Origin of the sequence: Streptomyces katrae, assembly GCF_000717655.1 — a bacterium.
Lineage (GTDB): Bacteria > Actinomycetota > Actinomycetes > Streptomycetales > Streptomycetaceae > Streptomyces > Streptomyces katrae_B.
This window is the reverse complement of sequence record NZ_JNZY01000001.1, coordinates 229,927-242,333: the sequence shown is the minus strand read 5'-3', so window position 1 is coordinate 242,333 and position 12,407 is coordinate 229,927. Positions and strand designations below refer to the sequence as shown.

The following is a 12,407-nucleotide window of genomic DNA, read 5'->3' as shown; positions in this document are numbered from 1 at the left end:
CACTGTGCGTAACCCTTCGACATGCGCGAGTCACCACCCGGTGCCAGGGTGGTGGACGTCCCCCAGTGGACGTCCCCTCACCCTCTTCGAGGAGCGAAACCGGCATGGTCAAGAAGCAGCCGCCCCAGGACAAGGCCAACAAGCTCAAGGAGCAGGCCAAGCAGAAGATGCAGGAAGCCAAGAGCCAGGCGAAGAACCCGGACCGCACGTCCGAGGACATGGACATGGACATGCCCCAGGACCGCCCCCGCCCGTCGGGCTCCTCCGAGTCCCAGTACTAGCGGCCCCCACGAGGCGCGCCCGGCTCCCCCGGGCGCGCCTTGTGCGTTCCGTGGCCGACCGGTCGGCTCACGGGACCACGAAGGTCACGGTGGCCGGCGGGGCGGTGGGGCGGGGGACGGTGATGTTCGTCGTGCCCCGGCGGACCGCGCGCAGTTCCCATGCCCGGTGGCCCGTGGCCGTCACGTTGCTGATCGGGATCAGCAGTACCGACTGGCCCTGCGCGGTGGGTTCCGGGCCGCCCTCCGGGAGGGGGAGGCGGAGCTGGGCCGTCTGCCCGACCTCGAGCCGGCCCGTGAAGCCGTCGTCGGCCCCGGTGAGTACGCGGCCCTGCGCCGGCGTCGGTGCGCCGGCTGCCGTGGCGCCCGTACCGCCCGGGTCATGCGCCGCTTTCGCCGGCGGGCGGGCCCGGCCGCCCCCGCACCCGGTGAAGAGCGCGAGGGCGGCGAGGCACACCAGGCGCCGGTCAGCCACCATCACGCACGTTGAACCGCAGCAGGACGTCGACCTGGGACAGCAGCTGGTTCCGCGTCGACGCCGGGTTGTTGCAGACCGCCTCGGCGCGTGCCATCGCCTCTCCGAAGGTCGAGTCCGTCTTCCAGTCGCCGTTGGTGTCCACCGGCGTGGCCAGGTCGTACGACCCGTTCGCGAAGTTGAGCCATGCCGCGAGCAGCTGCTGGGACACCAGCGGCCTCGGCTGCGGGGAGCCCGGGCTCAGGATCGCGTACGCCTGGGCCTCGGTCAGCGGCCCGTACACCGCGCTCATGAACGAGGCCACGCCCAACAGGCAGGCCCGCTGGTCCGTCGTGAACCGGTTCTGCGCCCGGCCCTCGTACTCGCCCGTCCAGTACGCCTGGTTGCGCGCCCGCAGCGCATTGCCGGTGGTGACGACGGCCGCCGTGTCGGAGACGGTGCCTGCGTCGTCGTCCCGGCCGGTCAACGTCAGCGTGGACAGGCAGGCGGCCGGGTACGCGTGCGACTTCGCCGCCGTCACGTTGCGTGCCTGGACCGAGGGGCTCGGGTCCGGGTCGGTGGCCGGCGGGTTCACCAGCGAGACCAGGTCGTCCGAGGCCCCGTCCCCCCACAGCCACGTCAGGTCCAGGTCGTCGCTTCCGGGGTCGGTCGACGTGCCCTTCACGGTGATCGGCGTGCCGGCGTGGGCGATGAAGGCCTTCTGCCCGTTGTACGTCGTCCGGCCGTCGGCCGAGATCGCCGCGTTCGGGTCGGTGTTGGTGATCGTTGCCTCGAGCGACCGGCAGGAGTTGGTGTCGTCGTCGCTTCCGCAGACCTCGATCGTGAAGATCCCGTCGTCCCCGTAGGTGTGCGCCGCGGTGAAGCCCAGGGTCGCGTCGGGACGTACGTTCTCCGGCGTGCCGGCCAGCGCCTGCGGGCCCGCTCCGTCGCCCCAGTCGACCGTGGCGGTCAGCGGGTCGAGCCAGCCCGGGTCACCGATGCCGCCCGTCAGGGTGACCGGGCCGTTCTCCGCGGCCGGGGGCACCGACTCCAGGGACACGGCCGGCGCGGCGTTCTCGACGGTGACCGTCGTCGAGTCGGTGTCGATGTTGCCGGCGCCGTCCGTCACCCGGAGCCCGACGGTGAAGACGCCGTCCTGGCCCACCCGGCCGAAGGTCGCGCCGGCCCCGGTGGCGTCGTCGTACTGCCCGTCGTTGTCGAGGTCCCACGCGTACGTCGTCAGGTTCCCGGCCGAGGACGCGCTCCCTTTGGCGGACCCGGCGGCGCTGAGCGTGACGTCCGTCCCCTCGCCCGTCGTGTACGGGCCGCCGGCCTTCGCGGCCGGCCGGCAGGCGGCCGGGACGGTCTCGTCGGCCGTCACGGTGGTCTGGTCCGCGCTCGACGCGGCGGCCTCGCCCATGCCGCGGCCGGCGAAGACCCGCCACAGGAGGCACTGGTTCGCACCCGCGCTGTCGGTCATGTCGGCGGCCAGGATGCCGTCGCGCGCGTCGAGGTAACTCGGCGCGGAGACGGTGTTCTTCATGCCGTCGATGACGAGCTGCTGGGTGAACGCGACGCCCTTCGCCTCGCGGATGTCGTACATCGTCGCGGCCCAGATCTCGCCGTTGCGGTGCACGCCGCGGGCCGGGCGGAACGTGCCCCACTTCTCGGTGGACGTGTCGTACGCCTGCGTGCGGATGCCGGTGGCGGTGTTGCCGGTGACGTACTCGCCGACCGTCGCGTCGCCCCACTTGAGGAAGGAGATCGTGTCGCTCCAGCCCTCCCCGAGGGCGCCGGTCTGGGCACCGGCGCCGAGGTTGCCGCCGCCGACGAGGCGGTTGGACACGCCGTGGCCGTACTCGTGCGCGATGACGTCGCCGTCGAGCGAACCGTCACGCCACGGCCGGCCCGGCGACTGCCACATGTACATCTGCATGCGCGGGCTGGCGCCGTCCCCGGGGGTGCCGAAGTTGGCGTTGTTCGTGCACCGGATCGCGTTCGGCGGCGTGCTGTTGTCCAGGCAGCCGAGGTCCCAGCCGTCCTGCGCCTCGGCCAGCACCGGGTCGTGGCCCGAGCCGCCGCGACCGAAGTTGTCGACCTGGAAGTTCCGCGACGCCTCGTCGAACCCCAGGCCGTAGAGGTAGTCGTGCATCACGTTGGTGTAGTAGAAGAGCTGCGTGACGACGGGGTTCACGTCCGCGTCGAGGTTGGCCTGCGTCGCGCTCGCGTTGGTGCGCCAGGTGTCGTTGAACGTGTAGTCGAAGTGCTGGTGGGCGGGGTCGCCACTGGCCGGGGACTGCGGGCGCAGCGCGTCGTTCCCGGTGTCCGGCACCGTGTTGTCGCCGTCCTCGTCCCGGTACGCGTGGGCGTTGTTGCCCTGCGTCAGCCGGTCCGCCACCCAGGAGCCGTCGCGCCCGGTGAACGGCGTGACCGTACGGGCGGCGCCGGCGGCGTCCGGGTGCTGCGCCGTGAAGACGGTCCCTTCGGGGCCGGCGTGGTGGTACCGGCTCTCGCGGCTCAGCACCGTGCCGTCGGCGGCGTCGACCACCGTCTGGTACCAGGACGTACCGGAGACCTCGATGTCGGTGAGCCAGGCCGGGCGCAGCTCGCGGCCGGAGTCAGTGGGGAACCACACCAGCTCGGCGGTCACGTCGTTGGGCTTCGTGAGCCTCTTGGCGTAGACGTTCTTGAACCTCTGCTTGCCCTTGTCGCGGTTGTCCGTGCCCGTCAGCTCGTGCTGGGCCCTGGCGCCCTGGGCCTCCGCCGCGTGGTCCAGGGCCTGCCTGGCCGTCAGCTCGACCCTGCCGGCCGGCTCGGCGGTCACGACGGCGCCGCCGAGGATGACGAGGCGGCCGCGCTTGTCGACGGTGGCGGTGAGGAGCCCGCCGTGGACGCGCATGCCGTCGATGACCTGACCGATCGTCACCTGTTGCGCCCCGTTGTGCTTGGTGGGGTACGTGGAGACGACGACGAGCTGCGCGGCCTGCTCGGCGGTGAGCCCGAACTCGCCCCGGTGGTCACGCACGTAGGCGAGCGCGACGTGCTCGGGAGCCCGCTTGGAGGGCGGGGTCAGATAACCACCGGAGTTGAAGATCATCCGGGCGTGTCCGGTCGCGGGGTCGCGCCGTACGGTCGGATCGGCCGGGTCGTCGATCCCCGGCGGCGCGGCGGCGGCCAGACCCGGCGACAGGGCCAGGAGCAGGCTCGCGGCGGTCACCGCGGTCCACAGCCTCGTGCGGAATCGCCATCTGGTCACGGCCTGAGCCTCCCAAGCGCCAACGCTCCCCCGGGTCTGCCGTCGAGACCGCACGCGCTCCGTGACCCTACTCACCAAGATCCACCGGTCAACGAGGCTCTCCGCCCGCCCCCACCCACGCCCCCGTTTGCCTACGCCGACGGAGGCCGAACCTCCAGGATCTCGGCCGTCCCGCCGGCCACTGCCGTCTCGTACAGGGTGATCCGGGCGCCGGGCGCGAGGTGCCTCCACCGCTCCGCGGTCAGAGGCAGGAGCCGCACCGGAGCCCGAGCGCCGGGCGCGAGGTCACCGGCGAACTCGACCCACAGCCGGGCGATGTCGAGTTCACGCGCTCCGTCGTCCCTCCGGTTGCCGATGTCCCACATCGGCCGCAGCACCCCCGCTCCGGGAATCGGCGTACGCCGGAACGTCTCACCGGCCGGCCGGAGCACGAGATCGGCCCGGATGACGCCCAGCCGCGCCTCGGCGCCCCGCCACCGGCACCACTCCCGGCTCCGTTCGAACCCCATCATGTCGGCCGCGCGCTCCAGGTCGTCCCAGAACCCCGGTGGCGCCGACCACGCGCCACCCAGCCCTTCCAGCAGGTCGAGCGCGACCTCCCACTCGTCGTGCGCGAGGTACTCCCAGACCTCGGACACCGTGACGTCGTCCTCGGTGGCGACCCCTTCCGGTACCAGCAGCGAGGCGGCCTCGAGCATCCCGACGACATCCATGCGCCGATTATGGAGCAGCGGCACAACGCCGCCTCCCGACGGCCGCAATCCCTAGGGCTGGTGGTCTGGGTCGTTCACGTGGGTCACCGGTCCCCCGTTTACGAGACTCAGCTGCTCCAGGCTTCGCGGACCGTTGCGGACAGCACAACGGCCGACCCGCGTTCTCGCCGGTCAGGCCGCCTATGCGTTTGCGATCACACGTGGAAGCGGAACGTGTGGCGTGGAGCTCTGACCTGCGCAAACGCGGTTCTGGGCGGTCCAAGTCAGCACCGAATCAGCACGGGATTACGTCATCCATCACGCGAGAGCCTGAGGGTCCCGGCCCGCTCGGCCCCCAGAGTGGTCTGGAGCGGAGGACTCGCCGAGATGCTCACATTGCGGGCCTGCTCCCGTTGGGCCTTCTCCGTGACGGCGTTGGCGTGGGCAACCGCCCTCGTCTGACGCTGCTTGTAGACGAGAGCCCAAGACGCGGCCGTCGTGGAGAAGACGAGAGCCGCCACGGAAATGCCCACCGTGCCGATCTGAACAACCGAGTCGCTCATGACCGGATGCCAGGCAGATGGCTGGTTACAGCGTGGAAAGTTGCCGAAAATCATCTGGCTGAGATCGTTGGCTCTCCAGCCTGAGCTTCAGGCCGCTACCGTGAAGCCATGACCGCACTGCCCGACTGGATGCGCCCGCCGCGCGCGGAAGGCTGGTTCGCGGAGGACCTCGACCGCCTCCCCGAGGCGCCCCGCCACACCGAGCTGATCGACGGAGCCCTCGTCTTTATGATGGCGCCCCAGAGGTGGTGGCATGGCCACCTCGTCACGATGCTCACGGTCGCACTCATGGAGCAGGTGCCCGCCGACACCAGAGTCGGCCGCGAGATGACCATCAAGCTCGACCCGCGCAACCGTCCCGAGCCGGACCTGCTGGTGACGACGGCCGACTTCGACGGTGACCGCACCTGGTTCGCACCAGAGGACGTTCAGCTCGTCATCGAAGTCGTCTCCCCCGAGTCCGCCCATCGCGATCGCACAGTAAAGCTCCGCAAGTACGCGGAGGCCGGTATCCCGCACTACTGGTGCATTGAGGACGAACGCGGGGCACCCGTCGTCCACGTCTACGAGCTCGACGAACCCACCGGCGCATACGCGCCCGCCGGGATCTTCCGAGGCACCCTCCAGCGCCCCGTCCCCTTCGAGGTCAGCCTGGACCTCGACAAGCTCACACCGCCCCTAAGAAGCTGAAAAGCCAGCACCAAGTCAGCGCGGGAATGCAGAAGGGGGCGGACTCGTCAGAGTCCGACCCCTTCCGGCCTGCGCGGTTGACGAAACTAGCTAACGTCTAGCAATAAACGACTACACGTTGAAGCGGAACTCGACCACGTCGCCGTCCTGCATGACGTAGTCCTTGCCCTCCATGCGGGCCTTGCCCTTGGCGCGGGCTTCGGCGACCGAGCCGCAGGCGACCAGGTCCGCGAAGGAGATGACCTCGGCCTTGATGAAGCCGCGCTGGAAGTCGGTGTGGATCACGCCGGCAGCCTCGGGGGCCGTGGCGCCCTGCTTGATCGTCCAGGCGCGGGTTTCCTTCGGGCCGGCCGTCAGGTACGTCTGCAGGCCCAGGGTGGCGAAGCCGACGCGGCCGAGGGTGGCCAGGCCGGGCTCGTCCTGGCCGACCGACTGGAGGAGCTCGAGGGCCTCCTCGTCGTCCAGCTCGGAGAGGTCCTGCTCCAGCTTGGCGTTCAGGAAGATCGCCTCCGCCGGGGCGACCAGGGCGCTCTGCTCCGCCTTGAAGGCGTCGTCCACCAGCTCGTCCTCGTCCACGTTGAAGACGTAGAGGAACGGCTTCGTGGTCAGCAGGTGCAGCTCGTGGAGGAGGTCGCCCTGCTCCGTGCCCTTGGTGATGCCCTTGGAGAAGAGGGTGTCACCGCCCTCGAGGATCTTCTTGGCCTCGACCACGGCCGCCAGGACCGCGACCTTCTCCTTCTGGAGGCGGGACTCCTTCGTCAGGCGCGGCTCGGCCTTCTCGATGGACTGGAGGTCGGCGAGGATCAGCTCGGTGTTGATCGTCTCGATGTCGTCCTTCGGCGAGACCTTGCCGTCGACGTGCACGACGTTCTCGTCCTTGAAGGCACGGATGACCTGGCAGATCGCGTCCGACTCACGGATGTTCGCGAGGAACTTGTTGCCCAGGCCCTCGCCCTCCGAGGCCCCGCGGACGATGCCCGCGATGTCGACGAAGTCGACCGTCGCCGGGAGGACGCGCTGCGAGCCGAAGATGCCGGCGAGCACGGCCAGGCGCGGGTCCGGGACGCCGACGACGCCGACGTTCGGCTCGATGGTGGCGAACGGGTAGTTGGCCGCCAGCACGTCGTTCTTGGTCAGGGCGTTGAACAGGGTCGACTTGCCGACATTCGGCAGGCCGACGATTCCGATCGTGAGCGACACGTTGGCGACTTCCCGTAGCTGGAGGGGGCGGCGGCCCGGGAGTGGGCCACCGGACAGTTTACTTTCAGATGAGTGGCAGTCGTTGTACGCGTGTCCCCACCCCGATACCGCGCTCGGCCCGCCTAGCTTGGTGGGGTGGAGCAATACAGGACGCGTTCGGTGGATCACCCGCAGCGACAGCAGCAGCCGGAGCGGCAGCAGCCGCGGCGCCCGGCCCCGACCGTCGGCGCAGTGCCCGCCCAGGGCGGCCTGCCGCGGCCCGCGCCGGCCCGGCGGCTGCCGCGGGCCAGGCGGCTGCCGCGGGCCCGGCTGACCGGGCTCGGCGGGGGGCTGTTCGCCTGCGTCGCGATGACCCTGGTCGCCGGGATCGCCTGGCTGCTCTTCGGCGGCTCGCTGCTCGCGTACGGGCTGCTCTTCCTGCCCGTCGCGGCCGCCACCGCCCTCTGGGTGCGCCCCGCCGACCTGATCACCGCGCCGATCTCCGCGCCGATCGCCTTCGCCGTCGGAGTCTGGCCCGTCGCCGGCGGCTCCGGCGGCTTCGGCGCGGAGCTCATGGGCATCGTGTCCGCCCTGTCGCTGCACGCCGGCTGGCTGTACGGGGGGACCCTGATCTCCGCGCTGATCGTCGTCGTACGGAAGGCCGTGCTGATCTCCCGGCGCAGGCTCCCCCGCCGGACCGCTTAGCTGCTCGATCCCCGCGCCGCCATCGCCGCCCCCACGATGCCCGCGTTGTTCTGGAGCTTCGCCGGGACGATCTCGGCCCGGACGTCCTGGATCAGCGGGAGGAACTTCTCCGGCTTGCGGCTGACGCCGCCGCCGATGATGAAGAGTTCCGGCGAGAAGAGCATCTCCACGTGCTCCAGGTACCGCTGCACCCGGTGCGCCCAGCGCTCCCAGGTGAGCTCCCCGTCCTCCTTGGCCTTGACCGACGCCCGCTTCTCCGCGTCGTGGCCCTTCAGCTCCAGGTGGCCGAGCTCCGTGTTCGGGACCAGCCGGCCGTCCGTGAACAGCGCGCTGCCGATGCCGGTACCCAGCGTCAGCATGATCACCGTGCCGCCGCGGCCCTTGCCCGCGCCGTACGTCATCTCCGCGATCCCGGCGGCGTCCGCGTCGTTGAGGACCGTGACGGGCTGGCCGCCGAGCCGCTGCGACAGCAGGGTCGCCGTGTCGACGCCGATCCACGCGCTGTCCATGTTGGCCGCCGTGCGGGTGACGCCGCCGGTGACGACGCCCGGGAACGTCACCCCCACCGGGCCGTCCCAGTCGAAGTGGCGCACCACCTCGACGACACAGCCGGCCACCCCGTCGGGGATGGCCGGCTGCGGTGTCAGTACCTTGTGGCGCTCCTGCGCCAGCTCGCCACGGTCCAGGTCCGCGGGAGCACCCTTGATCCCGGAACCGCCGATGTCCACACCGAAGATCTGCATGGACTCACCGTACGAAACGAAACGGGCTACTTCTCGGCGACCAGCGCGGCCGCTTCGGCGCGCAGGTCGCGGCGCAGCTCCTTCGGCAGCGAGAACACGATCGACTCCTCGGCGGTCTTGACGATCTCCACGTCCTCGAAGCCGCGCGCCGCCAGCCACTCGAGGACCTCCTCGACCAGCACCTCCGGCACCGAGGCGCCCGAGGTCAGGCCGACCGTGCCGACGCCCTCCAGCCAGGCCTCGTCGATCTCGCTCGCGAAGTCGACGAGGTACGCGGCGCGGGCGCCCGCGTCGAGCGCGACCTCGACCAGCCGGATCGAGTTCGAGGAGTTCTTGGAACCGACGACGATGACCAGGTCGGAATCCGCGCCCATCACCTTGACCGCGGCCTGGCGGTTCGAGGTGGCGTAGCAGATGTCGTCGCTCGGCGGCGAGACCAGCAGCGGGAACTTGGTCTTCAGCGCGTCGACCGTCTCCATGGTCTCGTCGACCGAGAGGGTGGTCTGGGAGAGCCAGACGACCTTCGACTCGTCGCGCACGACGACCTTGTCCACGTCGTCCGGACCGTCCACGATCGTGATGTGGTCCGGGGCCTCGCCGGAGGTGCCGATGACCTCCTCGTGGCCCTCGTGGCCGATGAGGAGGATGTCGAAGTCCTCGTTCGCGTACCGGATCGCTTCCTTGTGCACCTTGGTGACCAGCGGGCAGGTCGCGTCGATCGTCGCGAGCTTGCCGGCCGCCGCCTCCTCGTGCACCACCGGCGCCACGCCGTGCGCGGAGAACATCACGATGGAGCCCTCGGGCACCTCTTCCGTCCGCTCGACGAAGATGGCGCCCTTCTTCTCCAGCGTCTGCACGACGTACTTGTTGTGCACGATCTCGTGCCGGACGTAGACCGGTGCACCGTACTGCTCGAGGGCCTTCTCGACGGCGATCACGGCTCGGTCCACGCCCGCGCAGTAGCCGCGAGGGGCGGCGAGCAGGACGCGTCGGGAAGCGGGAGCAGGTGCGGCAGCAGTCATGCGGTCCATCGTACGGGGGTCTCCGGGAGGCCGGGCGTCGCCCGTTCGGCACAGACTGGGTCGAACGTGCGAACCGACCGCCCCTCGGAGGAATGATGGCGTCCGTTACGGAGCCCAGTACGGCGCCGCAGCCGGCCCTCCGGCGGAGCCTCGGATTCCGGGACCTGGTCGTCTACGGGCTCCTCTTCATCGCCCCGATGGCCCCGGTCGGGGTCTTCGGCACCCTGGACGCGAAATCGCACGGCGCCGTCGCCCTCGTCTACGTCTTCGCGACGGTCGCGATGGCGTTCACGGCGTTCTCGTACGCGCAGATGGTCCAGGTGGCCCCGCAGGCCGGCTCGGTGTTCACGTACGCGCGCAAGGGGCTCGGCGAGGGGGCCGGGCTGATCGCCGGCTGGATGGCCATGCTCGACTACCTGCTGATCCCGGCCGTCGCGTACCTCTTTTCGGGCATCGCGATGAACGCGCTGGTCCCGGAGGTCTCCCGGTGGGTGTGGACGGCGCTGGCCGTGCTGGTGACCACCGCGCTGAACCTGTGGGGCGTACGGGCCGCCGCGCGCGTGGGTTTCGCCGTGCTGGCCATGGAGATCGCGGTGCTGCTGGTGTTCGCGGTGGCCGCGGTGACGGTGCTGGTCCGGGACGGGGCGCAGCGCGGCTGGCTCTCGCCGCTGACCGGAGACGGCACGCCGGGCTTCTCCCTGACGGCCGTCCTGGGGGCGGTGTCGGTGGCGGTCCTCTCGTACCTCGGCTTCGACGCGATCGCCTCCTTCGCGGAGGAGGTGACGGGGGGCTCGGCGCGGGTGGCGCGCGCGGTGCTGCTCTGCCTGGCGCTGGCCGGGGTGCTGTTCATCGCGCAGAGCTACCTGGCGGCGCTGCTGATGCCGGTGTCCTCGGCGCAGCTGGCCGCCGAGCCGGCGCAGCAGGGGCCGGCCTTCTACGACGCGGTGGACTCCTCGGTCGGCCCGTGGCTGCACGACCTGGTCGCGGTCAGCAAGGCGATCGGGGCGGCTTTCGCGGCGCTCGCCGGGCAGGCTGCGGCGGGCCGGCTGGTGTTCGCGATGGCGCGGGAGCGGCGGCTGCCGGGGGCGCTCGCGCGGACCTCGGACGGGACTCCGCGGCCGGCCCTGCTGGTGGCGGCGACGATCACGCTGATCGCGGCGGTGTGGGCGGCCCGCCGCGACGACGGGCTCGACCAGCTGGTCTCGGTGGTGGACGTCGGGGCGCTGGTGGCGTTCACACTGCTGCACGCCTCGGTGGTCGGCTGGTTCGTGGTCCGGCGCGGGGCAGGAGCTCCGAACTGGTGGAGACACCTCGTGGTGCCGGTGCTCGGCGCGGCGGTGACCGTGGCGGTGATCGTCGAGGCGGCCTGGACGGCGCAGGTGGTGGGAGCGGTGTGGCTGGCGGTGGGCCTGGGGGTGCTGTTCGTCCAGCGCGGCCGGCGGCCGGACGGCGACACCGTGACCTGACCCTGAGACGCGACACCGCCACCGGACCCGGACCCGGACCCGGACCGCGAAACACGACACCATCACCCGACCCTGAGACGCTGTCAGCCCGGGCGGCTAGCCTTCGTGCATGGGTCTGAATACGTCGGCTGACGCGCCGCTGCCGGTCGGCCAGGTGTCCCGGCTCATCGGGGGCTGGATCGACAGGCTCGGCCAGGTGTGGGTGGAGGGGCAGATCACGCAGCTCTCGCGGCGGCCGGGGGCGGGGGTGGTCTTCCTGACGCTGCGCGACCCCTCCCACGACATCTCGCTCAGCGTGACCTGCTACCGCCAGGTCTTCGACGAGGTCGCGGACGCGGTGACGGAGGGCGCGCGGGTCGTCGTACTGGCCAAGCCGGAGTGGTACGCCCCGCGCGGGCAGCTGTCGCTGCGGGCCACCGAGATACGGCCCGTCGGCATCGGCGAGCTGCTCGCCCGGCTGGAGAAGCTCAAGCGGTCCCTCGCCTCCGAGGGCCTGTTCGCGCTGGACCGCAAGAAGCCGCTGCCCTTCCTGCCGCAGCTGATCGGGCTGGTGGTCGGGCGGGCCTCGGCGGCCGAGCGCGACGTACTGGAGAACGCCCGGCGGCGCTGGCCGGCGGTCCGCTTCGAGGTCCGGAACGTCGCCGTCCAGGGGGTGAACGCGGTGCCCCAGGTGATCCGGGCGGTCAGGGAGCTCGACGCCCTGGACGAGGTCGACGTGATCATCGTGGCCCGCGGCGGCGGCAGCGTGGAGGACCTCCTCCCGTTCTCCGACGAGGAGGTCGTACGGACGGTCGCGGCGGCCCGGACGCCGGTGGTCTCGGCGATCGGGCACGAGCCGGACTCCCCGCTCCTGGACCTGGTCGCGGACCTGCGGGCCTCCACGCCCACGGACGCCGCGAAGAAGGTGGTCCCGGACGTCGGCGAGGAGCTGGAGCGGGTACGCCAGCTGCAGGGCCGGGGGCTCCGGGCGGTGCGCGGGCTGCTCGACCGGGAGGAGCGGGGGCTCGCGCAGGCGCTCGCCCGGCCCGTCTTCGTCCATCCGCAGCGGATGGTCGAGACCCGCGAGGCCGAGCTGGAGGCCCTGCTGGGCCGCACCCGGCGCACCCTCGGCCACCTGCTGGACCGGGCGGATTCGGAGCTGGCCCACACCCTGGCGCGGGTGGTGGCGCTGTCCCCGGCGGCGACGCTGGAGCGCGGGTACGCCGTACTGCAGCGGGCGGACGGGCACGTGGTGCGCTCGCCGGAGGACGTCTCGGCGGACGAGGCGCTGCGCGCGCGGGTGGCGGAGGGCGAGTTCTCCGTACGGGTCGCGCAGGTCGCGCAGGTCGCACCGGACGCCGGGCAGCGCGGGGAGTGAGC

The 12,407-nt window shown here is 71.4% G+C and carries 12 protein-coding genes; 5 read left to right on the top strand and 7 right to left on the bottom strand.

The features are described from left to right. Positions 1–104 precede the first annotated feature (104 nt). Positions 105–281, top strand: a complete 177-nt coding sequence (locus tag IF09_RS45420; protein WP_158709893.1) for a hypothetical protein — start codon at positions 105–107, stop codon at positions 279–281. 67 nt (positions 282–348) lie between these two features. Here the strand turns inward: IF09_RS45420 and IF09_RS0101165 are convergent, their stop codons facing one another. The 4 genes from IF09_RS0101165 to IF09_RS0101150 all read right to left on the bottom strand — a co-directional run bounded on the left by IF09_RS0101165 (position 349) and on the right by IF09_RS0101150 (position 5,243). Further along, positions 349–753 (bottom strand): hypothetical protein, encoded by a 405-nt coding sequence (locus tag IF09_RS0101165; RefSeq protein ID WP_158709892.1) that lies wholly within the window; start codon positions 751–753, stop codon positions 349–351. Then, on the bottom strand, positions 746–3,988 hold the full coding sequence (locus IF09_RS0101160) for a M36 family metallopeptidase (RefSeq protein ID WP_158709891.1): 3,243 nt from the start codon (positions 3,986–3,988) through the stop codon (positions 746–748). The genes IF09_RS0101165 and IF09_RS0101160 overlap by 8 nt, the downstream gene beginning before the upstream one ends. A 131-nt stretch (positions 3,989–4,119) precedes the next feature. Next, entirely contained in the window at positions 4,120–4,701 is a 582-nt protein-coding gene (locus tag IF09_RS0101155) for a hypothetical protein (protein WP_030291024.1), read from the bottom strand. A gap of 290 nt (positions 4,702–4,991) precedes the next feature. After that, on the bottom strand, positions 4,992–5,243 hold the full coding sequence (locus IF09_RS0101150; RefSeq protein ID WP_030291022.1) for a hypothetical protein: 252 nt from the start codon (positions 5,241–5,243) through the stop codon (positions 4,992–4,994). A 108-nt stretch (positions 5,244–5,351) separates the two neighbouring features. Here IF09_RS0101150 and IF09_RS0101145 point away from each other — a divergent pair, with 108 nt between their 5' ends. Further along, positions 5,352–5,933 (top strand): Uma2 family endonuclease, encoded by a 582-nt coding sequence (locus tag IF09_RS0101145; RefSeq protein ID WP_030291020.1) that lies wholly within the window; start codon positions 5,352–5,354, stop codon positions 5,931–5,933. 111 nt (positions 5,934–6,044) lie between these two features. Here IF09_RS0101145 and ychF read toward each other — a convergent pair whose 3' ends face one another. Beyond that, entirely contained in the window at positions 6,045–7,133 is a 1,089-nt protein-coding gene (gene ychF, locus IF09_RS0101140; protein ID WP_030291018.1) for a redox-regulated ATPase YchF, read from the bottom strand. A gap of 159 nt (positions 7,134–7,292) precedes the next feature. On the opposite strand from ychF, the gene IF09_RS0101135 reads away from it, so the two are divergent. Next, entirely contained in the window at positions 7,293–7,817 is a 525-nt protein-coding gene (locus IF09_RS0101135; RefSeq protein ID WP_324606832.1) for a DUF6542 domain-containing protein, read from the top strand. Here IF09_RS0101135 and ppgK read toward each other — a convergent pair. After that, the gene (ppgK, locus tag IF09_RS0101130) at positions 7,814–8,560 is read right to left on the bottom strand and encodes a polyphosphate--glucose phosphotransferase (protein ID WP_030291014.1); all 747 of its coding nucleotides are present in this window, start codon (positions 8,558–8,560) and stop codon (positions 7,814–7,816) included. The two genes, IF09_RS0101135 and ppgK, sit on opposite strands and share 4 nt — an antisense overlap. Before the next feature lie 26 nt (positions 8,561–8,586). After that, positions 8,587–9,591 (bottom strand): 4-hydroxy-3-methylbut-2-enyl diphosphate reductase, encoded by a 1,005-nt coding sequence (locus IF09_RS0101125; protein WP_030291012.1) that lies wholly within the window; start codon positions 9,589–9,591, stop codon positions 8,587–8,589. An 86-nt stretch (positions 9,592–9,677) separates the two neighbouring features. On the opposite strand from IF09_RS0101125, the gene IF09_RS0101120 reads away from it, so the two are divergent. Both IF09_RS0101120 and xseA read left to right on the top strand, forming a co-directional pair. Next, on the top strand, positions 9,678–11,048 hold the full coding sequence (locus tag IF09_RS0101120) for an APC family permease (RefSeq protein ID WP_106974964.1): 1,371 nt from the start codon (positions 9,678–9,680) through the stop codon (positions 11,046–11,048). A gap of 109 nt (positions 11,049–11,157) precedes the next feature. After that, positions 11,158–12,405 carry an exodeoxyribonuclease VII large subunit gene (gene xseA, locus IF09_RS0101115; RefSeq protein ID WP_030291010.1) on the top strand — a complete coding sequence of 416 codons (1,248 nt, stop codon included), beginning with the start codon at positions 11,158–11,160 and terminating at the stop codon, positions 12,403–12,405. The last annotated feature ends 2 nt before the right edge of the window (positions 12,406–12,407 follow it).

What these genes read in the sequence shown, in the direction of transcription:
- xseA (WP_030291010.1), top strand. Translation starts at nt 11,158, where the DNA reads ATGGGTCTGAATACGTCGGCTGACGCGCCGCTGCCGGTCGGCCAGGTG.
- IF09_RS0101150 (WP_030291022.1), bottom strand. Translation starts at nt 5,243, where the DNA reads ATGAGCGACTCGGTTGTTCAGATCGGCACGGTGGGCATTTCCGTGGCG.
- IF09_RS0101125 (WP_030291012.1), bottom strand. Translation starts at nt 9,591, where the DNA reads ATGGACCGCATGACTGCTGCCGCACCTGCTCCCGCTTCCCGACGCGTC.
- IF09_RS45420 (WP_158709893.1), top strand. Translation starts at nt 105, where the DNA reads ATGGTCAAGAAGCAGCCGCCCCAGGACAAGGCCAACAAGCTCAAGGAG.
- IF09_RS0101155 (WP_030291024.1), bottom strand. Translation starts at nt 4,701, where the DNA reads ATGGATGTCGTCGGGATGCTCGAGGCCGCCTCGCTGCTGGTACCGGAA.
- ppgK (WP_030291014.1), bottom strand. Translation starts at nt 8,560, where the DNA reads ATGCAGATCTTCGGTGTGGACATCGGCGGTTCCGGGATCAAGGGTGCT.
- IF09_RS0101145 (WP_030291020.1), top strand. Translation starts at nt 5,352, where the DNA reads ATGACCGCACTGCCCGACTGGATGCGCCCGCCGCGCGCGGAAGGCTGG.
- IF09_RS0101120 (WP_106974964.1), top strand. Translation starts at nt 9,678, where the DNA reads ATGGCGTCCGTTACGGAGCCCAGTACGGCGCCGCAGCCGGCCCTCCGG.